This is a genomic window from Burkholderia aenigmatica, from assembly GCF_902499175.1.
Taxonomy (GTDB): domain Bacteria; phylum Pseudomonadota; class Gammaproteobacteria; order Burkholderiales; family Burkholderiaceae; genus Burkholderia; species Burkholderia aenigmatica.
Map to the genome: position 1 here is coordinate 13,255 of NZ_CABVQC010000016.1, position 21,488 is coordinate 34,742.

Annotated in this window: 18 protein-coding genes and 1 pseudogene; 13 read left to right on the top strand and 6 right to left on the bottom strand. The window is 66.1% G+C overall.

The annotated features are described in order from the left end of the window. Positions 1-74: 74 nt before the first annotated feature. Positions 75-551, bottom strand: coding sequence for a GNAT family N-acetyltransferase (locus BDO18943_RS13720; RefSeq protein ID WP_175022716.1), 477 nt, complete (start codon positions 549-551; stop codon positions 75-77). Between the two features lie 249 nt (positions 552-800). On the opposite strand from BDO18943_RS13720, the gene BDO18943_RS13725 reads away from it, so the two are divergent. Further along, positions 801-2,465: an ABC transporter ATP-binding protein gene (locus BDO18943_RS13725; protein ID WP_175022717.1), complete on the top strand. Its 1,665-nt coding sequence runs from the start codon at positions 801-803 to the stop codon at positions 2,463-2,465. Positions 2,466-2,506: 41 nt separating this feature from the next. Here BDO18943_RS13725 and BDO18943_RS13730 read toward each other — a convergent pair whose 3' ends face one another. After that, positions 2,507-3,544, bottom strand: a complete 1,038-nt coding sequence (locus BDO18943_RS13730) for an aldo/keto reductase (protein WP_175022718.1) — start codon at positions 3,542-3,544, stop codon at positions 2,507-2,509. A gap of 129 nt (positions 3,545-3,673) precedes the next feature. On the opposite strand from BDO18943_RS13730, the gene BDO18943_RS13735 reads away from it, so the two are divergent. Continuing rightward, positions 3,674-4,558 (top strand): LysR family transcriptional regulator, encoded by an 885-nt coding sequence (locus BDO18943_RS13735; protein ID WP_175022719.1) that lies wholly within the window; start codon positions 3,674-3,676, stop codon positions 4,556-4,558. A gap of 13 nt (positions 4,559-4,571) precedes the next feature. Here BDO18943_RS13735 and BDO18943_RS13740 read toward each other — a convergent pair whose 3' ends face one another. Beyond that, positions 4,572-5,690, bottom strand: a complete 1,119-nt coding sequence (locus tag BDO18943_RS13740) for a hypothetical protein (protein WP_175022720.1) — start codon at positions 5,688-5,690, stop codon at positions 4,572-4,574. Positions 5,691-5,821: 131 nt separating this feature from the next. Between BDO18943_RS13740 and BDO18943_RS13745 the strand changes: the two genes are divergently transcribed. The 3 genes from BDO18943_RS13745 (at position 5,822) to BDO18943_RS13755 (ending at position 9,031) form a co-directional block, all read left to right on the top strand. Continuing rightward, positions 5,822-6,121, top strand: coding sequence for an ArsR/SmtB family transcription factor (locus BDO18943_RS13745; RefSeq protein ID WP_175022721.1), 300 nt, complete (start codon positions 5,822-5,824; stop codon positions 6,119-6,121). Positions 6,122-6,141: 20 nt separating this feature from the next. Continuing rightward, a complete protein-coding gene (locus BDO18943_RS13750; RefSeq protein WP_175022722.1) occupies positions 6,142-7,494 on the top strand; it encodes a pyridoxal phosphate-dependent decarboxylase family protein in 1,353 nt (450 codons plus the stop codon). 574 nt (positions 7,495-8,068) lie between these two features. Further along, positions 8,069-9,031 carry a hypothetical protein gene (locus BDO18943_RS13755; protein WP_175022723.1) on the top strand — a complete coding sequence of 321 codons (963 nt, stop codon included), beginning with the start codon at positions 8,069-8,071 and terminating at the stop codon, positions 9,029-9,031. 332 nt (positions 9,032-9,363) lie between these two features. On the opposite strand, the gene BDO18943_RS13760 is transcribed toward BDO18943_RS13755, so the two are convergent. Further along, complete coding sequence (locus BDO18943_RS13760) at positions 9,364-9,996, bottom strand: TetR/AcrR family transcriptional regulator (protein ID WP_175022724.1); 633 nt, start codon at positions 9,994-9,996, stop codon at positions 9,364-9,366. 61 nt (positions 9,997-10,057) lie between these two features. On the opposite strand from BDO18943_RS13760, the gene BDO18943_RS13765 reads away from it, so the two are divergent. From BDO18943_RS13765 to BDO18943_RS13785, 5 genes and pseudogenes are all read left to right on the top strand, one after another. Continuing rightward, complete coding sequence (locus BDO18943_RS13765) at positions 10,058-10,735, top strand: DUF4336 domain-containing protein (RefSeq protein WP_175022725.1); 678 nt, start codon at positions 10,058-10,060, stop codon at positions 10,733-10,735. A 37-nt stretch (positions 10,736-10,772) separates the two neighbouring features. Next, positions 10,773-12,407, top strand: a complete 1,635-nt coding sequence (locus tag BDO18943_RS13770) for a DUF2306 domain-containing protein (protein WP_175022726.1) — start codon at positions 10,773-10,775, stop codon at positions 12,405-12,407. A 201-nt stretch (positions 12,408-12,608) separates the two neighbouring features. Continuing rightward, positions 12,609-13,076 carry a cupin domain-containing protein gene (locus tag BDO18943_RS13775; protein ID WP_175022727.1) on the top strand — a complete coding sequence of 156 codons (468 nt, stop codon included), beginning with the start codon at positions 12,609-12,611 and terminating at the stop codon, positions 13,074-13,076. A gap of 328 nt (positions 13,077-13,404) precedes the next feature. Beyond that, complete coding sequence (locus BDO18943_RS13780) at positions 13,405-15,876, top strand: GH92 family glycosyl hydrolase (protein WP_175022728.1); 2,472 nt, start codon at positions 13,405-13,407, stop codon at positions 15,874-15,876. A 288-nt stretch (positions 15,877-16,164) separates the two neighbouring features. Further along, positions 16,165-16,815 (top strand): annotated as a pseudogene (locus tag BDO18943_RS13785) (glycoside hydrolase domain-containing protein); the annotation flags it as partial. A 37-nt stretch (positions 16,816-16,852) separates the two neighbouring features. Here BDO18943_RS13785 and BDO18943_RS13790 read toward each other — a convergent pair. Further along, a complete protein-coding gene (locus BDO18943_RS13790) occupies positions 16,853-17,527 on the bottom strand; it encodes an ArsR/SmtB family transcription factor (RefSeq protein WP_175022729.1) in 675 nt (224 codons plus the stop codon). Between the two features lie 72 nt (positions 17,528-17,599). Between BDO18943_RS13790 and BDO18943_RS13795 the strand changes: the two genes are divergently transcribed. From BDO18943_RS13795 to BDO18943_RS13805, 3 genes are read left to right on the top strand one after another with little or no spacing between them, the layout of a single operon-like run. Then, positions 17,600-18,340, top strand: coding sequence for an MBL fold metallo-hydrolase (locus BDO18943_RS13795; protein ID WP_175022730.1), 741 nt, complete (start codon positions 17,600-17,602; stop codon positions 18,338-18,340). A gap of 19 nt (positions 18,341-18,359) precedes the next feature. Continuing rightward, on the top strand, positions 18,360-19,586 hold the full coding sequence (locus BDO18943_RS13800; protein ID WP_175022806.1) for an MFS transporter: 1,227 nt from the start codon (positions 18,360-18,362) through the stop codon (positions 19,584-19,586). A 15-nt stretch (positions 19,587-19,601) separates the two neighbouring features. After that, on the top strand, positions 19,602-20,423 hold the full coding sequence (locus BDO18943_RS13805) for an SDR family NAD(P)-dependent oxidoreductase (protein WP_175022731.1): 822 nt from the start codon (positions 19,602-19,604) through the stop codon (positions 20,421-20,423). Between the two features lie 135 nt (positions 20,424-20,558). Here the strand turns inward: BDO18943_RS13805 and surE are convergent, their stop codons facing one another. Then, complete coding sequence (surE, locus tag BDO18943_RS13810; RefSeq protein WP_175022732.1) at positions 20,559-21,338, bottom strand: 5'/3'-nucleotidase SurE; 780 nt, start codon at positions 21,336-21,338, stop codon at positions 20,559-20,561. Positions 21,339-21,488: the final 150 nt, after the last annotated feature.

The following is a 21,488-nucleotide window of genomic DNA, read 5'->3' on the forward strand; positions in this document are numbered from 1 at the left end:
CCGGAAGGGATCGCGGCATTCCATCAGGCGGGGCCATCCGTGAGAGGGCGCTTGCCCACGTTTCGCCGTTCGGCTCAGCGCGACAGCTCCTTCCGGTAGAGCACGGCGCCCGGTTTTGCCGCGAGGGTGTCATAGAGCCGCATAGCCGTGTGATTCGTCTCGTGCGTCTGCCAGTACACGCGTTCGGCGCAGTGCGCGCGCGCGGCGTCGTACACGGCTTCGATCAGCGCGCGGCCGACGCCCTTGCCGCGCTCGCTGTCGAGCGTGAACAGGTCCTGCAGGTAGCACGTCGGCCCGATGTGCGTCGTGCTGCGGTGATAGAGGAAATGCACGAGCCCGACGAGCCGGCCGTCGCGCTCGGCGACGAGCGCATGCACGGGTTCGTAACCGTCGAAGAAGCGCGACCAGGTGCGCTGCGTGACGGCCAGCGGTAGCGCGGTATCGTCGAAGCGGCCGTAGAAGCGGTTGTAGCCGTCCCAAAGCGGCAGCCAGTGGTCGTAGTCGTCTTCCCGGACCGCGCGTACGGTCAGGCCGGCTTCGGCAGCGTTCATGTTCGTGAACCTTTCGATGAGGAGGGGTGGGCGCGTTACCGGCCGGGCCGGAAACGACGGAGGCATCCACGATAGGCAGTTCGACGCGCGGCGGGTAGGCCCATGACACCGGCGCTTTCTGGTGCCACGACCGGCCGCGCGCCGCCACCGCCACGCCGCCCGAACGTCGCCACGGCATTCCTTTCATTCTGTTAGACTTTTTCGCCCATCGCTGCCATCCGGGCTGCGCCGTGCCCGGTTCATCCCGTCATGAACGAAACCCGTGCGTCGCATCCGATCACCGAGGTCCTGCGGGCTTACTGGAAGGCCGATCGCCTGATGTTGCTGACGGTCGTGGCGGTGGTCGTTCTGTCGAGCGCGAGCGCGGTCGCCGCGCCCTATCTGTTCTCGCGCCTGATCGACGCGTTGTCGCACCGCGGCGTGCTCCACGCGCTGATCCCGGGCTTCGTGCTCTACGCGGTGCTGCTGGGCGTCTCCAGCGCGTTGCAACGCGTGGTGCAGTACCTGGCGTTCATGAGCTCGGAGAATCTGGGCTTCATCACCAGCACGCGCTTTTTCGAGCGCATCCTGAAGAAGACCACGGCGTTCTTCGTCGAACACAATCCCGCGGAAATCCAGAACGCGAACGAGCGTGGCAGCCGGGCGCTGTCGGTGCTCGTGCAACTGGGGCTGATGGATCTGATCCCCGGTACGCTGCAGATCGTGCTGACGCTCGTCACGCTCGGCGCGCTGATCAATCTCGAGGTCGTGGCCATCACCGCCGCCTATGGCGCGGTCGCAGTGACGATCGCGATCGTTGCCGCGCGGCGCTCGCGCGCGTTCCTCGACCGCGCGATCGAGGCCGGGCAGGAGAATGCGCGTTTCGTCGGCGGCGCGATCAACGCGATGGAGACGCTCCGGCATTTCGGCAGCCATCGCTGGATGAGCGAACGTTTCTCGGAGAAAGCGCGCGTCGAGCGCGACAGCTGGCGCGCGTATGTGCTGCAGCACGTCGGCTATCTCGCGCTGCTGGGTCTCGGCCTCGCGATCCAGTTCTCGGTGACGTTCTGGCTGCTGCTGCCGCGCCATGCGGCAGGTGAGTTGTCGATCGGCGATATCGTGCTGTTCAACACGTTGCTGCTGCAGTTGAACCTGCCGTTCGAAATGATCGCGCGCGCGGTCGACGAGTGCGCGCGCTCCCGCGCGGCGCTCGTGCCGTTCGCGGCGCTGTGGACGGCGCCCGAGGAGCGGCAGGTGTCGCACGCGTCGGCGTTCGTGCCGCAGGACGGGCGCATCGTGTTCGACCGCGTCGCCTATGCGTACGACAACGGCCGCGGCGTGACCGACATCGACTTCGTCGCCGAACGCGGGGCGATCACGTTTCTCGTCGGTGAGACCGGCGCGGGGAAATCCACTGTCTTCAAGCTCGCGCTGAAGTCGATCGAGCCGACCGGCGGGCGCATTCTGGTCAACGGCGTCGATCTCGCGGCCATCGATCGCGCCGACTGGTACGGCGCGGTCGCCGTTGTGCCGCAGGATGTCGTGCTGCTGAACGAAAGCCTGGAAGACAACATCCTGCTCGGCCGGCCGCGCGACACGCGGCGTCTGCACGAAGCGGCCGCGAAGGCGACGATCCTGACGTTCATCGAGCGTTTGCCGGACGGCTTCCGCACCACGGTGGGCGAGCGCGGGTTGAAGCTGTCCGGCGGCGAGCGCCAGCGCATCGCGATCGCCCGCGCGCTGTACGGCGATCCGACCGTGCTGTTTCTCGACGAAGCGAGTTCCGCACTCGACGAAGCCACCGAGCGCGACATCATGGAGCACGTGCGCCTGCTGGCCCGCGACGTCACGGTCGTCGCGATCACGCACCGGCGCTCGGTCATCGGGCCGGCCGACAAGGTCGTGCGGCTCGGCGACGCGCGCGTGTCGGCGTAGGGCCGCACGATCGCGTCCGCAGGTTTTGCCGGCCGTCGCCGTTACCCGCGCAGCGGCGGATTGAGTTGCGCGAACGCCTGCTGCCGGCGATACGGGAAGTACGGGTAAGGCGCTTCCACCGCGCTTGCCGCGTCGAGCTTCGCAACCTGCGCATCGGTCAGCGCCCAGCCGACCGCGCCGAGGTTCTGCCGCAGTTGCTCCTCGTTGCGCGCGCCGATGATCACCGACGACACGGTCGGGCGTTGCAGCAGCCAGTTCAGCGCGATCTGCGGCACGGTCTTGCCGGTTTCCTCGGCGATCGCGTCGAGCGCGTCGACCACGTCGTACAGGCGCGCGTCGTCGACCGGCGGCCCATAGCTGGCCGTTTCATGCAGGCGGCTGCCTTCGGGCAGCGGCGCATTGCGCCGGATCTTGCCGGTGAGCCGGCCCCAGCCGAGCGGGCTCCAGACGAGCGCGCCGAGCCCCTGGTCGGCGCCGAGCGGCATCAGGTCCCACTCGTAGTCGCGACCGACGAGCGAGTAGTAGACCTGGTTCGCCACGTAACGCGACCAGCCATGCTGATCGGCCACTGCCAGCGACTTCATGATCTGCCACCCGGCGAAGTTCGACACGCCGATGTAGCGCAGCTTGCCCGCGCGCACGAGATCGTCGAGCGTCGACATCACTTCCTCGACCGGCGTGCCCGCATCGAACGCGTGGAGTTGCAGCAGGTCGATGTAGTCGGTGTCGAGGCGGCGCAGTGCGGCGTCGACCGCGCGGACCAGCCGCGCGCGCGACGTGCCCGCGTCGTTCGGGCCGTCGCCGGTCGGCAGGCCGGTCTTCGTCGAGATCAGCACCTGGTCGCGACGTCCCTTGAGCGCGGCACCGAGCACGCGCTCGGATTCGCCGTCCGAATACACGTCGGCCGTGTCGAACAGGTTCACGCCCGCTTCGAGGCAGATGTCGATCAGGCGGCGCGCTTCGTCGACGCCCGTGTTGCCCCATGCGCTGAACAGCGGGCCGGTGCCGCCGAACGTGCCGGCGCCGAAGCTCAGGACGGGAACCTTGAGGCCGGAGCGGCCGAGGGTGCGGTATTCCATGGCGGGTTTCCTTTGGGTGATCGAAGTGCCGGGTGGCGGCTGCGAAGCCGGTGTTGCCACACTCTATCGCTTGCGGATATTTCGGATAATTGGGCAGACTTCGAAAATATCGTTCGGAAGAGGCGAATAATGCTGCTCGACAATCTCGCGCTGTTCCTGCGCATCGTGGAGAAGGGCGGGCTGGCCGCGGCGGGCCGTGAGGTCGGGCTGTCGCCGGCCACCGTGTCCGAGCGTCTGACGGCGCTCGAGCGCCACTACGGCGCGGCGCTGCTCACGCGCACGACGCGCGCGATCAGCCTGACCGACGAAGGTCGCACGCTCGTCGACGGCGCGCGGCGCCTGCTGGCCGAGGCCGACGAACTGGAAAGCCGCGTGCGGCTCGGCGTGCAGACCCTGTCGGGGCCGGTGCGCCTGAGCGCGCCGGCCGATCTCGGCCGCGAGCGCGTGGTGCCGGTCGTCGACGGGTTCTTGGCCGAGCATCCGGGCGTGACGGTCGATCTGCATCTCGGCGACGGTTACGTCGATGTCGTCGGGCAGGGGCTCGATTTCGCGATCCGCCGCGGAGTGCTGGCCGACAGTTCGCTGCGCAGCCGTTCGCTCGGCCGCGCGCGGCGCGTGGTGTGCGCGTCGCCCGTGTATCTCGCGGCGCACGGCACGCCGCAGCATCCGGACGATCTCGCGTCTCACGACTGCATCGTGATGCGTTTCGGGCCGGACCTGTATGCGGAATGGCCGTTCAGCATCGATGGCGAATCGAAGCGCGTGACGGTGCGCGGCCGGCGCGTGGCCAACGACGGTGCGCTCGTGCGTGCGTGGTGCATCGCGGGGCAGGGCATTGCGCTGAAGTCGTTGGTCGACGTCGAGCAGGATCTGACGTCCGGCGCGCTCGTCGAAGTCCTGCGCGCGTTCTCGCCGGGTGACGTCGATTTGCAGATCGTCTATCCGGGCAACGCCGTGCAGCCAAGGCGCGTGCGCGCGCTGATCGACAGGTTGGCGCAGGCGCTCGCGGCGTGAACGCGGATCGACGTCAGTCCCACTTCGACGGGTAGTCGGGACCGCAGTCGATCTCGGCCGCGCTCAGCTCCAGCATCGCGCGAGGGGTGAACTTCCTGACCGGCGGCTGGGCGGCGACCCACTCGGGATAGACATTGCGCCACTTGTCGAGCAACTCGCCGCGGCGGGTTTCGCTGATGCTCGCCTGGTACAGGTCGTTTTGGCCGTATGGCATCGGGGCCGGCATCGCGAAGTCGGGAAGCGCGGGCGCCTGTTCGAGCCGGCTGCCGACGAGCGGAACGGCCGTCAGGTTCGGCAGCAGGCTCGACGTCTTGCGCATCCGGCGATAGGCGCAGACGGGCGCATCGGCGACTGATGCATCGCCCGTCGCCGGTTCGTCGGGCGGCGCTTGCGTCGCGGCCGGCAGCGCGACCGCGAACAGATAGACGGGCCCGCGTTTCAGCGGGCCGATCTTGTCGATGGGCCGCCGCACCTCGATCCCTTCGGGCCACGTGTAGGCGCGCCCGAGCGGTGTCGTGTGCTCGACGGCTTCGCCCGTCGACAGGACGGTCATGCCGCCGGGCCACCCGTTGACGCGCACGAGCGGCTTTGCATCCCCGCCCGCCGCGACATACAGGATGCCGCGCTCGACGACCATCGCGGGTACCGGAAACGGCGGCGTGCCACCGTGCCTGCCGGAGTTGTTGGAGATGGAGTGAGCGAGCGCGGGCAGGTCGATTTCGCGGCGCAGGAAGTGCTGCCCGCCGTCGGTCGAGAGCCAGATGTAGAGGCGCGGGCACGCCTGGCCCTTGGCGACGCCGGATGTGCATCGTGCGACTGCATTCTGTCCCGCATAAATGACGATCGTGTCGGGATTGTCGCTGCGGAACGTCATGTATTGGATCCCCGCCCCGGACGGGAAGGCGGTCGACGTATGCCGTGCGCTGTCGACGAAGCGCCAGCGGGCCGCCGGGCCCGTGTACGCGACGGCTTCGGCCAGCAACGTGCGTTGCGCGTCGAACTGCATGAACGGGTAGGCCGGGCCGACGACGGGGCGCGGCTTGATCGTCGAAGTGGTCGCACATGCGCCCAGCAACAGGGAGACGGTCAGCGCTGCGACGACGCGCGCAGGCTGCGGCTTTCGATCGATCATGAATGGCCCCGGTGGAATGAATGATCTTGTTGTTCGACGAAGAGCGGGCACTTTAGCGCATCGTCCGACCCGGTTGATCACATTTCGTCATTTAGCTAATATTCGAAACGTTAATCGAGCTCCGCATTCTCATGAACGACGTCACCCGCATCAGCGCACTGGCCAACGAAAGCCGCCTGGCCGTGATGCGCTGGCTCAAGCAGCCGCGCAAGCATTTCCCGCCGCAGCCGCACGGCGATGTCGACGAACTCGGCGTGTGCTGCACGTACATCACCGAGAAGCTCGGCATCGCGCCGGCCACGACCACGCGCCATATGCGCATCCTCGCGGATGCCGGGCTCGTGCAGGCGACCCGCGTCGGCAAGTTCACGTACTACAAGCGGATCGACGGCGCGCTGCAGCAGCTCGGCCACGATCTCTCGCAACTCTGACTCCTACCGAGGCAACCGACATGGACGAACTTGCATTGCTGACCGACGCCGACCGGCGCGCGCACGCGTATCTGGCCGCGACGAACGAGCGGCGCGCGTTTCCCGATGCGGCCGCATTGGCCGGCCTTGCGGCGTTCGACGAGCCGCTGCCCGATACGGGGCGCCCGGCCGACGACGTGCTGCGCCTGCTCGACGAACGCGGTACGCCCGCGACCGTCGCGTCGAACGGCCCGAACTACTTCGGCTTCGTGATCGGCGCCGCGCTGCCGGCCGCGGCGGCGGCCGAGCGGCTGATGCTGGCGTGGGACCAGTGCGCGTCGTCGTATGCGAATTCACCGGTCGCGGCGACGATCGAGCGCCAGGCCGCGCGCTGGGTCGTCGACGTGCTCGGGCTGCCCGAAGACAGCGCGGTCGGCTTCGGCACGAGTGCGACGGCCTGCACGCTCGTCGCGCTGGTGGCCGCGCGGCGCGCGCTGCTCGCGCGCAAGGGCTGGGACGTCGACGAGGACGGCCTGATCGGCGCGCCCGAAGTGAAGGTCGTGATCTCCGAGCTTGCCCACATCACGGTGAAGAAGGCGCTGCGCGTGCTGGGTTTCGGGATGAAGCGCGTCATCGTCGCGCCGGTCGACGCGCACGGCCGCATCGACCCGGCAGAGCTGCCGCCGCTCGACGACATGACGATCCTCTGTGTGCAGGCCGGTGAAGTGAATACCGGCGAGTTCGATCCATTTGCGACGCTGATTCCGCCCGCGAAGGCGGCCGGCGCGTGGGTGCACGTCGACGGCGCGTTCGGCCTGTGGGCCCGCGCATCGTCGAAGCGCGCGCTGACGGACGGCATCGACGGCGCGGACAGCTGGACGACCGATGGCCACAAGTGGCTCAACACGCCGTACGACGGCGCGATGGTGATCTGCCGCGACGCGGACGCGCTCGCCACGGCGATGAACAGCGACGCCGTCTACCTGAGCGGCGCGCAGGACGCGCAGAAGAACCTGAACCTCGAATTCTCGCGGCGTGCGCGCGGCATTCCCGTGTGGGCCGCGCTGCGTTCGCTCGGCCGTGCCGGCGTGGCCACGATGGTCGAGCGGCATTGCGCGCAGGCGGCGCGGGTCGCGGACGGCCTGCGTGCCGCCGGCTACGACGTGCTGAACCGTGTCGTGCTGAACCAGGTGCTCATGCGCGCCGGCACCGACGATGAAACGGCTGCGATCCGCGAGGCCGCGCAGGCGTCGGGCGAAGTATGGTTCGGCGCGACGGTGTGGCAAGGGCGGCCGGCGTTCCGGATCAGCGTGTCGTCGTGGCGTACCGAAGACGCGCACATCGATCGTCTCGTGGCCTTGCTGACGCAACTGCGCGGCGTGCACGTGCGCTGAGCGGCGGCGGTGCGGCGGCGGCGCTTCGAAGGTCTCGCAGAACACCTGGCTCGCGAACCTGATGGGCCTCTGAAAAGGGAATGTTGAGGCCCTCGAAAGAATGGCCGCAAACGCCCTGAATGGCGACTTTGACAAGGCGGGCAAGAAGGCGCTCCAGCTCGCCCCGCTTAACCAACAACGCCAGATGATCTCTCGAATGCTGGCGGCAGACCAGTAAGTACGCAGCCTGCTATTCATTTTTTGCCGCCGATCACCCATCTGCAAGGGACGCAGCATGTCGTAGCTGAGAACTTCAACTCTGGCTAGAGCGGGATACTCTGGCAGAAGGCCCCCCCGATCCGACAAGCAATACATGTATCGGGACGCACTGTGATTGCAAATTCATCTGGTCGCTCGCTCAGCCATATGCGATGGCTCAGTTGGATACGCGCACACCCATCCTGAAAGATGGAACACCTGACTATCGATTCAGTTCGCACACCATTTCGAGACGAAAATTGAGCCTGGGGATGCCAACTTCGTCTCCAGGCACTGCGGTGCGAGAGCTCGGTGAGTTGCCTCAAGCTATGCGCGGATGTTCCTTGAAGAGTTCGATCTCGACGAGAAGGACAAACTAAGGTGGGATTCAATGAAGTCGAGTAAATTGCGCTGGTTGTATTTTGTGATGATCGCTCTGTGCGTTGCGTTTCTCGCGCTACTGAGTAATCAATACAAAAAGAATGAGAAGATGTCGAGTCGAGTCGTCACGATCAAGTTCGGAGCCGAGGGTAGGTCAGATGCCACGGCTCAGGGATTTTCCTTGGTGAATCACCCATCTGGTGTGTATGCATATGCGGCTCATTGGGATGATCGGCATAAGCTTGGGTTGGTAAAATATGTGCAAGAAAAACATTCTTTCGATCTCGACAATGCCTTGATCGTGACAGGTCTAGGGGATAAGGATAGTCCGGAGGATGGGGTTGATAATTGGGATATCAGTTTTAATCCATCTTCATCGCGACTCATCTCATATGAAGAGGCTCGAGATAAGATAGCTGGCCTGCTTGATAGATTGCGATCTGCGGGGTGGGTGCGATACATAGAGACCTCGGAGCCTCGCCTGGTTGGAAAGGAGGCCATGACTTACGCATTAACAAATTCTGGTGTTCTTTATTCGATAGATTCAACCTATACGCCAAGCATAGCGGAGTGGAAGAGTTTGATCGCTGTTGAGCCGAGGTGGTGTTTTTATGCGGATGGTATATTTTTAACGTTGTCGGTTTCATATCTGTCATCCGGGGCTGATGGTATGGGATATTATTTGTCGGATCTTCAAGTCAGTACTGCATCCGATAATTACAGCCCCTATTTTTCGGACAGCATTGAGCGTCGAAGGAACTGGAAGAAATATCTGTCCGATGAACTGAGGCCGGCAGTGAAAGAACGATCGAAGCGCGAGGCTGAACTGAAGGCTCAGGGCTACTCGATCGACATGACGTATCAGGCTCCGCCGTTCGAGGCACCGGACTTCTCGGCGATGGCCGGTGACGCACATTGACCGGGAGGAGAGATCGATGCAACGAGCGAGCTTGCATGGACGAGCGCAGATTGTGGTTGGCGACGCGACCCGACGAGCCATGGCGACAAGGTGATTTCGGGGAGTCCGTCTTCGACCTGGAGCGCGGCCCTTGAGGTGGCGGATACTCCCTCACCAGGCGTGCCATCACGGGCTTCTGTGCTCGCCCGTGCAACACTGGCACGTGCTGCATCAATCGGTATGGCGGTTTTGACCGACACACTGCCCGGAGAGCCTTATTCCACGGTGGGTTCGAAGAGGTTCACTCACTCACGCGCGCCGCGTTCCCCGCAAGCACCGCATCCGCCGCATCGTCAGCGCACCGAGTCGGGAAACGCGTGCATCGAGAATTCGAACGCGGCTTCCGCCAGTGCCTCGATCTCGGCCTCGCCACCTTCCAGGTGACCGTCGATCCACAGCATGGCGAAGCCATGCACGAAGCTGCGCACGCCGACGCTGAACGCGCGGATCTGCTGCTCGTCGATGGTGGATCCGACCATCCTCCGGATCGCTTGCGTCGTTACCTCGCTGTTCTCGCGCCGGGCCTGGACGAGTTCGGCATCGTCCCGGTGCTGGACCGCAAAGCCGCCGTACATGAGCCGGAACAACTCGGCATGCGCGTGCGCGAACTTCACGTGGGCCAACCCGCCGGCCCGAAACGCGTCGCGCGCCGACGCGCCGCGTGAAATTTCCGCGGCGAACGCGTCGATCTGCACTTGCGTCAGGCGCCGGAAGCCGTCGACCACCAGCGCGACCAGCAGCGCATCCTTGTTGACGAAGTGGCGATAGACGGCCGAATCCGACACACCCAGCTGCGTGGCCAGATGGCGCACGCTCATCTCCCGCCCGTTCGCATGCTCGAGCGCGGCAAAGGCCAGATCCAGCACGGCCTGCCGCAGGTTGCCGTGGTGGTAGCCCGCTTTCTGATTCCCGGGGTTTCTACTCATTTGACAGTGTTCAATGTCACGTTCGACAATGTTTGCAACTCAAACATTGTCGGTTCTGGCGATGCCCGCCCTTGATTCGTTGACGAAGGATATCTGGACTGCATCAGTCCCTCATTCTTTCATGGGGCTGCATGTCGGTACGCGCATGACCGTCGTCCGGCTGTCGTCGGGCCGGCTGCTGCTGCATTCGCCGGTGCCGCTGGATGCCGGGTTGCGCGCGGCAGTCGATGCGCTCGGCGAGGTCGGCCACATCGTCTGCCCGAACCTGTTTCATCACCTCTATGCGGCCGGCGCCGTCGCCGCGTATCCGCGCGCGTTGCTGCACGGCCCGGCGGCGCTGCAGCGCAAGCGCAAGGATCTGCGCTTCGACGCGGTGCTGACGGAGGTGCCGCATCCGGAATGGGGCAACGACTTCGAACTGCTGACGATCGAAGGCTGCCTGCTGGGCGAGACGGTGTTCTATCACCCGGCCAGCCGCACGCTGATCGCCTGCGATCTCGTCGAGAACTTTCACGCGTCGCCGCATTGGCTGACGCGGCACTACCTGCGCCTGGGCGGCGTGCTCGGGCAGGTCGGCTGGCATCCGTTGCTGCGCGTGGTCTATCGCGACCGGCGCGTGGCCCGCGCATGCATCGACCGGCTGCTGGAATGGCCGTTCGAACGCGTGGCGCTCGCGCACGGCGACCCGCTGACCGAGCATGCGCACGACGCGGTGCGGCAGGGCATGGCGTGGCTTTGAGTCCATCGATAACGACGCACGATCAGGGAGAGACGGGATGGCAGGATCGAATGACATCGGGCACCCGGCGGCGAAGGCTTCTGCCATCGCGGCGCGTGCTGGCGACGTGCCGGGCGGCCGTTTGCGCACGTGGGCCATCGTGGTGTTCGTGGCGTTTGCCATCGTCACCGTGCTCTACGCGCTGACGGCCATTGCGACCGGGCAGGCGAATTTCGGCGCGGTATCGGGCGACGCGCTCCTGCATGCGCGCGAACAGCTCCGCGCGATGTCGGTCGCCGGCGGCGATCCCGGCTGGGGGCAGGTGTTCGGCACCGACGATCCGTTCATCTGGATCGCGGCCAGGCTGACGTCGGCACGGCTCATGTTCGGCGAGAACGGCTTCTACGACACCGTGCTCTATTACGCACAGATGCCGAAGGCCAACATCGTCATCCTGTCGCTGCACAACATCATGGGCGGCACGTGCATGCTGCTGGGCGCACTGCAGTTCTGGCCGGCGCTGCGCCGCAACTATCCGCGCTGGCATCGCACGGCTGGCGTGGTCTACATGGTGTCGTCGCAGATCGCGATGATCGGCGCGATGACCTACATGGTGCGTACGCCGGTCGCGATGATGTACGACACGCTGACGTTCGCGACCGGCCTCTGGTTTCTCGCGCTGGGCGTCACGGCCTCGCTGTGGATGTCGATCCATCACCTGATCCGCCGCGAGATCGCCCAGCATCAGGCGTATATGGCGATCAACTACGGCTTCCTGCTCACGGCGCCGTTTACGCGTATCGACTGGATCTGGGCCGCGATGGTCTATCCGGACGTCAACCAGAACACGTCCAATTTCTCGGCGGTCGCCGTGCTGATCGCGCAATGCATGCTCTTCGGCTACCTGCTGCTGTGCATGAATCGCTGGTTCCAGAAGTCTCGCCCGGCCACGGGCCGCGCCGGCCCGGTGTTCCCGGCCGCGTTGACGGAGGCCGTCGCCAACGTGGGCGTCGCGGTGCTGTCGGTGTTGAGCATCGCCGCGCTGGCCGCTGTCGTCGATCACTACCTGGTGACGCCTGGCCTCGACCAATTCCGGGCCGGCAAGGACTGGATTCCGGCCGGACTGGCCGCGTTCCAGGGTAGCGTGCTGCGGGCTGCGCCCGGTTCTCGCTGGCTCTATGCCGTCAGTGCGATCGGCGTGTGTGCGCTCGCGCCGTTCCTGCTGCGCGCCGCGTTCATCGGGAAGGCGCAGCCGGCGCGGACGATGCGGCTCGCGATGGCGACCGGCGTGCTGACTGCCGCAAACGGCGCCGTGTTGCTGTACTGGGGGCAATTGCTGGGCGGCCCGACCGCGATCACGTCGTCCGGCGGGACACCGTTCCAGATGAACGGGGCGTTCGAACTGTTCTTCGCGGTGCTGCTGCTGTGGGGCGTAATGCGTGAACGCCACGCGCTCGTCAAGGAGTGGAGTCTGTTCGCCATTCTCTGCGTGCTGGCGCTGCCGAGTTTCTATGCGCTCGTGCCGCTGGTCGGGTGGATCTATCTTCAGATCGGCATGCCGGACCTGCAGCACTACGTCGAGATCACCAGCGTCTATCGCGTCGCGATCAGCGTCGGCCTGATCCTCGCGATGCTGGCGGGCTCGCTTTACGCCGTCTACGGCAGCGCGACGCAGGAGAAATTTGCGCGCTAGTTGCGCTCGCGTGTCCGCGCGAAGCAGAGGGGATGGGCGGGCAACGGGGCGGTGTGTGCGGATGAGGATGGACCGCCTGTCGTTTTTCCATCGAACCCCGCCCCTTGCCCGCAGGAAAATATCGGACAATGGCCGGCACGCGCGCCGTGCCGGCCTGGGTGGCTCGCTCAATCGAAGCATGATGCCAACGAGAGAACCCCCATGTCGACCCATTCCCCCCGTGAACTGCTGAAGGCCGCCGATATCGCGAAGATGGAGCCGACGCGCGCGGTGCATTCGCTGAATCCCAATGCCGTTCGTCTCAAGCGACAACTCAGCGACCTGACCGGCCTGACGCAATTCGGTGTTCACCTGCTCACGCTGATGCCCGGTCACGAATCGGCCGAGTATCACCGTCACCTGTACGAAGAAGAGTTCGTGTACGTGCTGTCCGGTACGGGCGCGGTCACGATCGGCGAACGCACCGATGAAATCGGGCCCGGCGATTTTCTGGGCTTTCCGCGCGGCGGTGAAGCACATACGGTGCAGAACACCGGCGATACGCCGCTGGAACTGCTCGTCGGCGGGCAGCGGCTCGAACACGACGTCTGCGAATACCCGCGAGTCGGCAAGCGGCTCTATGTCGCGGGCGAGCTCGAGGATTATGTCGATCTGCCGAAGCAGCCTTGATGGCCAATCGTGCATTCAATGCCCCATTCCGCATAAAAACCGAATCAATAGCCTCTTGTTTAGATAAACAAAATAAAAATTCGTAAAAATACGGGGTAGAGAAATCACGTTTATTTGGGCACGCTTGTGCGCATTGTCCGTTCCTGGGTGCCGGCATTTCGACATGCCGGCGCATCCTTTTCCAGGTGCGCGAATACGGAAATAACTACCCGCACCAGGGATTTTCGACCGATCGGCCGGGCAAGCGGAATTCATCAAAAAGCATCCTGATTTAAAGCTCAGTAGTTCGAATCAACATCGTGATTCAAGAACGATACGGAGACGGGCGATGTCCAGGAACTGGGGGTTGGGAACGGCGCTGCTGGCGCTGTGCGTTGTCTTGTCTTCATGCGGTGGCGATGGTGATTCGCCGTCGGCGGCCGCTGCAAACCTGTCGGCGTCCGCGCAGTCGCAAGGCAATGAAAACGGCAACGGCGGCAACGAAAACGGTAACGAGAACGACAACAGTAACGGCAACGAAGCGGCAAGGAAAAACGCCGACATCCGCGTCGCGCAGTACGTCAATCCGTTGATTGGCACTGACTACGCGACCGACCAGCCGGCCGACCCGGTCGGCTCGGGCCTCGGCGGCGGCACGTTCCCGGGGCCGACGGTGCCGTTCGGGATGATGCAATGGAGCCCGATGACACCGACCGCCCAATACGACAGCAGCAAGGGCGACGGCTCCGGTTTCTCCGGCGGCTACTGGTACGGCGACACGTCGATCAATGCGTTCAGCATCTTGCACCTGAGCGGCACCGGCTGCTGGGCGAACGGCGGCTACCTGAACGTGATGCCGCAGCTTGCGCCCGGCGACGCCGGTACGCCGGCCAGCTTCACTCACGCGAACGAAACCGCACAGGCCGGCTATTACGGCGTCACGCTCGGTAACGGCATCAAGGCCGAGCTGACGACGACGGTGCGCACCGGCTTCGCGCGCTTCACGTATCCGGCACTCGCGCAGGGGCAGCAGGCGACGATCGCGATCGATCCGACGGTGCTGAACAACCGTGCACAGGGCACCACGAGCGACACGATCAGCCAGGTCGGCGACCGCGCGTTGTCTGGCACGATCGCGGGCGGCGGATTCTGCTGGGCCGGGCATGCGGTGCCCGTCTACTACTACGCGGAATTCAGCCAGCCGTTCGCGGCGAAGCCGGCGCTGTCGAGCAACAGTCCGGTGAACGTGACGTTCAATGTCGACAGCAAGCATCCCGACGTGATGATGAAGCTCGGCATTTCGTTCGTCAGCGAAGCGAATGCGAAGGCGAACCTGCGCGCGGAGAATCCTGAAACCGATGCGCAAGGCAGCCGGAACTGGCGCTTCGACAAGGTGCGCAGCGCGGCGAGCGCCGCATGGAACGCGCGTCTGAACGCGATCCAGGTCACGGGTGGCAGCGATGCCGACAAGACGAAGTTCTACACCGCGCTGTATCACGCGTCGCTGCACCCGAACGTGTTCAACGACGTGAACGGCCAGTATCCGGACTTCTACGCGTCGAACGGCGCATCGGCCGCGCCGACGCGCCAGGTCGACAAGGGCCGCACGATGTACGCGAACTTCTCCGGCTGGGACATCGACCGCTCGTTCATCCAGTTGCAGGCGCTGCTCGATCCGGTGCGGACCAGCGACATCGTGCAGTCGCTCGTGCTCGATGCGAAAGCGTGCGGCGCGTTCCCGCGCTGGGCGTACTTCAATACCGAGACGGCCGTGATGCCGGGCGACGCGGGCTCGATCATCGTCGCGAACGCGCATGCGTTCGGCGCGACGAACTTCGACACGCAGGCCGCGCTGTCGATCATGAAGCGCAGCACGGCGCCGGGCGCCGCGTGCGCCGGCACGCCGGTGATGGGCAGCCGCGCGGACTACGATCGGCTCGGCTACGTGCCGTCGTCGGGCTCGGGCGACAACCAGACCGCGTCGAATACGCTCGAATATGCGGTGCGCGATTTTGCGGTGTCGCGCTTCGCGACGGCACTCGGCGATACGGCGACGGCCGGCACGCTGCTGAAGTCGAGCGGCAACTGGCAAAACCTGTTCGACCAGGGGGCGATCCAGCCGAAGACGTCGGCCGGCGCGTGGGTCACCGACGGCACGGGCTTCATGGAAGGCAACTCGGAGCAATACACGTGGTACGTGCCGCACGACCTCGCCGGCGTGGTCGCGCAGGCTGGCGGTGCCGCACCGGTCGTCAAGCGGCTCGATACGTTCTTCACGCACCTGAACATCGGCACCGTGCAGCCGTATTTCTACGTCGGCAACGAAGTGACGATGGCCGTGCCGTGGGTTTATGCATGGGCCGGCGCGCCGTCGCATACGCAGCGCGTGCTGCACGCGTCGCTCGCGAACGAGTTCGGCACCGGCGCGGCCGGGCTGCCGGGCAACGACGATCTCGGCGCGATTTCCGGCTGGTACGTTTGGGCCGTGCTCGGTCTTTATCCGGTCGTGCCGGGCGTGAGCGGCGTTGCGCTGTCGAGCCCGCAGTTCGAGAAGATCGCGGTGCGCGTCGGGCAGAAGGACGGCAGCTACCGCCTGCTGCACATCGTCGCGCCGGGCGCAGGCTCGGGCGACGGCGCGTCGTTCTATGTGAAGTCGCTGAAGCTGAACGGCGCACCTTACGCGACCGCATGGCTGCCGTTCGGGCAGATCGCGAAGGGCGGGAAGCTGTCGTACGCGATGACGTCCGACGCGAGCGCCACGACGTGGGGCACCGACGCATCCGCGATGCCGTCGTTCCCGCAGGCGGCCAGCGCACCGTAACGGTCAGGGAGATCAACGAGCGGTTCTTGCCAACAGGATCGACGCAAAGAGAGGGCGGGACGAACGGATGAAGCTACGTCATGTGGTGGGTATCGGGTGCCTTGCCGTGTTGTCGGGTTGCGGGGGCGATCAGGGTTCGACGGATGCGAGCGTGCTCGCGCAGATGTCGAACGCGCAGGGCAACCAGAACGACCAGGGCGACCAGGGCGGCCAGGGCGACCAGGGCGATCGGAACGGGAACGGTGGTGCAACCAGGCAGTCGGCGCTGCACAGCGTCGACCCGATGACGGCCGCAGCGGCCAGTTCTTCGCGGGGAACGAGCCGGCGAACCACCTGCCGTACCTGTACGACGTCGCGGGCATGCCGTCGAAGACGCAGGATCGCGTGCGCACCGTGATGGACGACATGTACTCGCTGACGCTGACGGCCGGCGATCGCGCGCTCTTGAGCGGCGACAGCCTGAAGGCCGCGCTGGCCGACCCGCGCCGCGTGCGCGATTCGGCGATTCCCGGCAACGACGATTGCGGGCAGTTGTCCGCGTGGTACGTGTTGTCCGCGCTCGGCATCTATTCGCTGAACCCGGTGGGCGGCGTGTTCTACCTCGGCACGCCGCTGTTCGAGGAAGCGACGATCGACATTCCGGTTGCATCGGGAGGCGGGGACGGAAAGGGCCTGAAGTTCGGCGCGACGCGGCGTTTCAAGGTGACCGCCCATACGGCCGGCGGCGGCGCGCCGTCATCGGTGAATCGCTATGTCCAGTCGGTCAGCCTGAACGGCACGCCGCTGCATCGGCCGTACATCACGTACGACGAGATGAAGGCCGGCGGCACGCTCGACTTCGTGATGGGCTCGGCACCGAACGACGCGTGGGTCAGCCAGTGGAACGGGCAGGATCCGAACAGCGCGCTCGCGCCGTCGCTGGCGCTGGCCGGCAAGTAATCGGCAAACGGCCCGCTTCGACGCGGGCCATGTTCCTTCATCCAGCGGCGCCGGTCTCGACCGCGAGGCCGGCCGCCTTCCACTCCGGAAATCCGTCTTCCAGCCGTGCGGCGTGGAAGCCGCGCGCGCGCAACGCGGCGACGGCCTCGACCGCAAAAACGCAATACGGGCCACGGCAGTAGGCGACGATCTCCGTCCCGGCCGGCAATTCGCTCACGCGCGCGTCGAGCTCGGACAACGGGATGTTCAGTGCACCCGGCAGGTGGCCTTCCGTGAATTCGTCGTGCGGCCGCACGTCCAGCAGCGTGACGAGGCCGTCCGCGAGCCGCGCGGTCAGTTCGTCGCGCGACACGGGCTCCAGCGCATCGCGCGCGTGGAAGTAGTCGCCCATCACCTTGTCGACCTCGGCGACGTTGCGCTCGCCCACACGGCCGAGCGCCTTCATCAGCACGACGACCTCGCTGTCGCCGGCGAGGCGATACACGATGTGCTTGCCGCGCCGCTCGGTATCGACGAGGCGCGCGCGCCGCAGGATCTGCAGGTGCCGCGACGTGTTCGCGAACGTCATTCCCGATAGCGCCGTCAGTTCCTCGACCGACCGTTCGCGCTGCGCGAGGTGCTCCAGCAATTCGAGCCGGTTCGGATGGCCGAGCGCCTGCGCGACCTCGGCGAGGCTCGCATAAATCGCTTGCTTGGGTCCCGTGCTTGACACGTGGCCTCTCCTTGATCAATCATTCATCAAATTGATTGAATGTTACCGCATTCGCGGGACGGAGGCAATCCGATGATCCTCAGACCATTCCTGCATCCCGATACGGGGGGCATTTCATACCTGTTCGGCTGCGGCGGCAAGGCGACCGCCGCGGTGGTCGATCCGGTCGCCGATCCGGCCGACTACCTGCGCGCGGCCGAGGCCGTCGGCATGAGGATCGCGTACGTGATCGACACCCACGTGCATGCGAACCACCGGTCGACCGGCCGGGCGCTGGCCGACGCGGCCGGCGCGTCCTACGTGCTGTCCGCGCGGGCCGACGTCGCCGTGCCGTTCGACGGCGTCGAGGAGGGCGATCGCCTCGCGCTCGGCAATGTGATCGTCGACGTGCTGCATACGCCCGGCCACACGCCCGAGCACATCAGCCTGCTGGTGACGGATCGCACGCGCGCCGACGAACCGTGGTTCGTGCTGACGGGCCACACGCTGATGGTCGGCGACGTCGGCCGCACCGAGCTGGCCGTCAGCGCCGAAACGGGCGCGCGCGACCTGTTCCGCAGCGTCCGGCGGCTCGCCGCGCTGCCCGATCACGTCGAAGTGCTGCCCGGCGCGTTCGCGGGATCCGTGTGCGGTCGCGGGCTCAGCGGCAAGCCTGTGTCGACGATCGGATTCGAGCGGCGCTACAACGCGGCCTTACGCATCGGCGACGAAGACGCGTTCGTCCGCTTCATGCTGACCGACGTGCCGCCCGCCCCGCCGGCCGCTGCGCGATTGCGCGCGGTCAACGCGGGGCGCGAGGCGGCAGAGGGTTGATGCGATGGCAAACCTGGCGATGGCGCGCGGCGGGCGCGCAGTGGCGCTCGGCCTGCGCGAGAACTGGCGGCAGTTCTCGCTGCTCGTGCTGGTCAATGCGTTCGTCGGCGGGATGGTCGGGATCGAGCGCACCGTCGTGCCGCTGATCGGCGCCGAGCAGTTTCATCTCGAGTCGACCGCGCTGATCACGTCGTTCATCGTCAGCTTCGGACTGGTCAAGGCGTTCGCAAACCTCGTGTCGGGCCAGCTCGCCGACACCTGGGGCCGCAAGCGCGTGCTGATCGCCGGCTGGCTGCTCGGCCTGCCCGTGCCGTTCATGATCATCGCGGCGCCGAACTGGGAATGGGTGATTGCCGCGAACGTGCTGCTCGGGCTGAGCCAGGGGTTCGCGTGGTCGATGACGGTCATCATGAAGGTCGACCTCGTCGGCCCGAAGAGCCGCGGCCTTGCGGTCGGCCTGAACGAATTCGCCGGCTATTTCGCGGTGGGCGCGACCGCGTTCGCGACCGGCTATCTCGCGAGCCGATACGGGCTGCGGCCGACGCCGATCTATCTCGGCGTGTTCTATGCGATCGCGGGCCTGCTGCTGTCGATCCTCGTCGTGCGCGACACGCGCGAGCACGTGCGCCTGGAAAGCGGCGGGCCGGCCGGTGCGTCCGCGCTGTCGTTCCGCGAAGTCTTCATGCTGACGTCGTTCCGCAACCGCAACCTGTTCGCGGCGTCGCAGGCCGGCATGATCAACAACCTCAACGACGGGATGAGCTGGGGCATCTTCCCGCTGTTCTTCACGACGCTCGGGCTCGGCATCGAGCGGATCGGTATCCTGAAGGCCGTCTATCCGGTCGTGTGGGGCAGCTGCCAGATCGTCACCGGGCCGCTGAGCGACCGGTGGGGGCGAAAGGGGCTGATCGTCGCCGGGATGTGGGTGCAGGCGGCCGCGCTCGCACTGACCGCGCTGACGGGGCAGTTTCGCTGGTGGTTCGTGGCGAGCGTGCTGCTCGGTCTCGGCACGGCGATGGTCTATCCGAGCCTGATCGCGGCCGTGTCCGACGCATCCGAACCCGGCTGGCGCGCGCGTTCGCTGAGCGTGTACCGGTTCTGGCGCGATCTCGGCTATGCGATCGGCGCGCTGTCGGCCGGCCTGATGGCCGACCGCTTCGGCTTCTCTGCCGCGATCCTGGTGGTGGCCGTCGTCACGTTCGTATCCGGGGGCGTCGTCGCGCTTATGATGCGGGAACGCCACTGACAGGGTTCCCCCGATATGGACGCGCCGCTTCCGCCGATGTCTGCCCCGATTCCCGAAACGGAACCTGAAACCGAAACCGTCGCCGAGCCGCGCGCGTCGCGCGTGCATCGGCCGGCCGCGCTCGTCACCGGATCGACGTCGGGGATCGGCGCGGCGATCGCGCGCCGCCTGGCGGCGGACGGCTACGCGGTGATCCTGCATTCGCGCAGCTCGGCCGACGTGGGGCGCGCGATGGCGCGCGAACTTGGCGCGGCCTACGTGCAGGCCGATCTCGCGGACGATGCCGAGCGTGTGCGGTTGATCCGCGAAGCCGTTGCCGTGCACGGGCGGCTCGACGTGCTCGTCAACAACGCGGGTGTCAGCCGCGTGATTCCGCATGACGATCTCGCGGCGGCAACCCCTGACGTATGGCGCGAGATGCACGAGATCAACGTGATCGCACCGTTCCGGCTCGTCGCCGAGGCGGAGGCCGCGCTGCGCGAGGCGGCGTCGCACGGGCGGGCCGGGTGCGTGGTGAACGTCAGCTCGCATGCGGGCGTGCGGCCGAAGGGTGCGTCGATTCCGTATGCGGCGGCGAAGGCTGCGCTCAATCACACGACGCGGCTGCTCGCGAAAACGCTCGCGCCGGCGATTCGCGTCAATGCGGTTGCGCCCGGGCTCGTCGATACGCCGCTCACGGCCGACTGGACGGACGCGCAGCAGCTCTGGCGCGAGCGCGCGCCGATGCGCCGTGCGGCGACGCCGGACGACATCGCGCAGACGGTCGCGATGCTCGTCGCATCCGACTACGTGACGGGCGAGATCGTGATGCTCGACGCGGGAATGAACTTGACGTGATGCCGCGATTCAATAAAGCGGTGAAGCGGTGAAGCGGTGAAGCGGTAATGCAGTGATGCAGTGAAGCGGCCGCGCACCCGCGCGCAGGTGTCATGCGCGCGACTACCGCGACCGCTGGCTTGCCGAACGACGCGATCAGCCGAGACGCGATCGCAGTTGCGCGAGTGCCTGATCGTGCGTGCGCTCGAATTTCAGCGGCGTGACGGCGACATACCCTTCGGAGAGCGCGACCGTTTCCGAATCCGCATCGTCGTCGCGCGGCGCGCGGGTGAGTTTCAGCCAGTGATACTCGAAGTCGCGCGGGTCGCGCCCCGATACGATCTCGACGCCCTGCAGCGTGCCGGCGCCCTGGTTCGTCACCTTCAGCCCTCGCACCTCGTCGGCGGGCCGCGGCGGGAAATTCACGTTCAGGCACGCGTCGCTGTCCCAGCCGGCGGCCACGAGCCGTCGAATGACGTCCGGCGCATGCGTGCGTGCCGTGTCCCACGGTACGGCGTTGCGATCGGTGAAGGCCTGGCTCAGCGCGATGGCCGGCACGCCGACCAGCATGCTCGTCATCGCGGCGCCGACCGTGCCGGAAAACACCGTTTCGGTGCCGAGGTTCCCGCCGCGATTCACGCCGGACAGCACGATGTCAGGCCGTGCATCCTTCATCAGGTGGCTGATCGCGATCGCGACGCAATCGCCGGGCGTGCCGCGCACCGCGAAGCGGCGTTCGCCCTTGCGATGCACGCGCAGCGGGTCATGCAGGCTCAGCGAATGCGACGTGCCGCTCTGGTCTTCCGCCGGCGCGACGATCCACACTTCGCGTGCCAGTTGCGTGGCGACCTGTTCGAGCACGTCAAGGCCGGGGGCGTCGAATCCGTCGTCGTTGGTGAGCAGGACACGGTCGAACAGCGGGCGGGTTTCTTGCATCGGGACGATCCTCGTGGAGATGAGTGATGAGACGGAAGTGCAGCGTGGCGCAAGCCACAAGGCTAGCATTCCCGCGTGAGGATCGTCGTGTCGCGCGCTCGGCGCGGAAGTGAAAACGGGCGCATTGCGCGCCCGTTCGTTGGTGGCCGT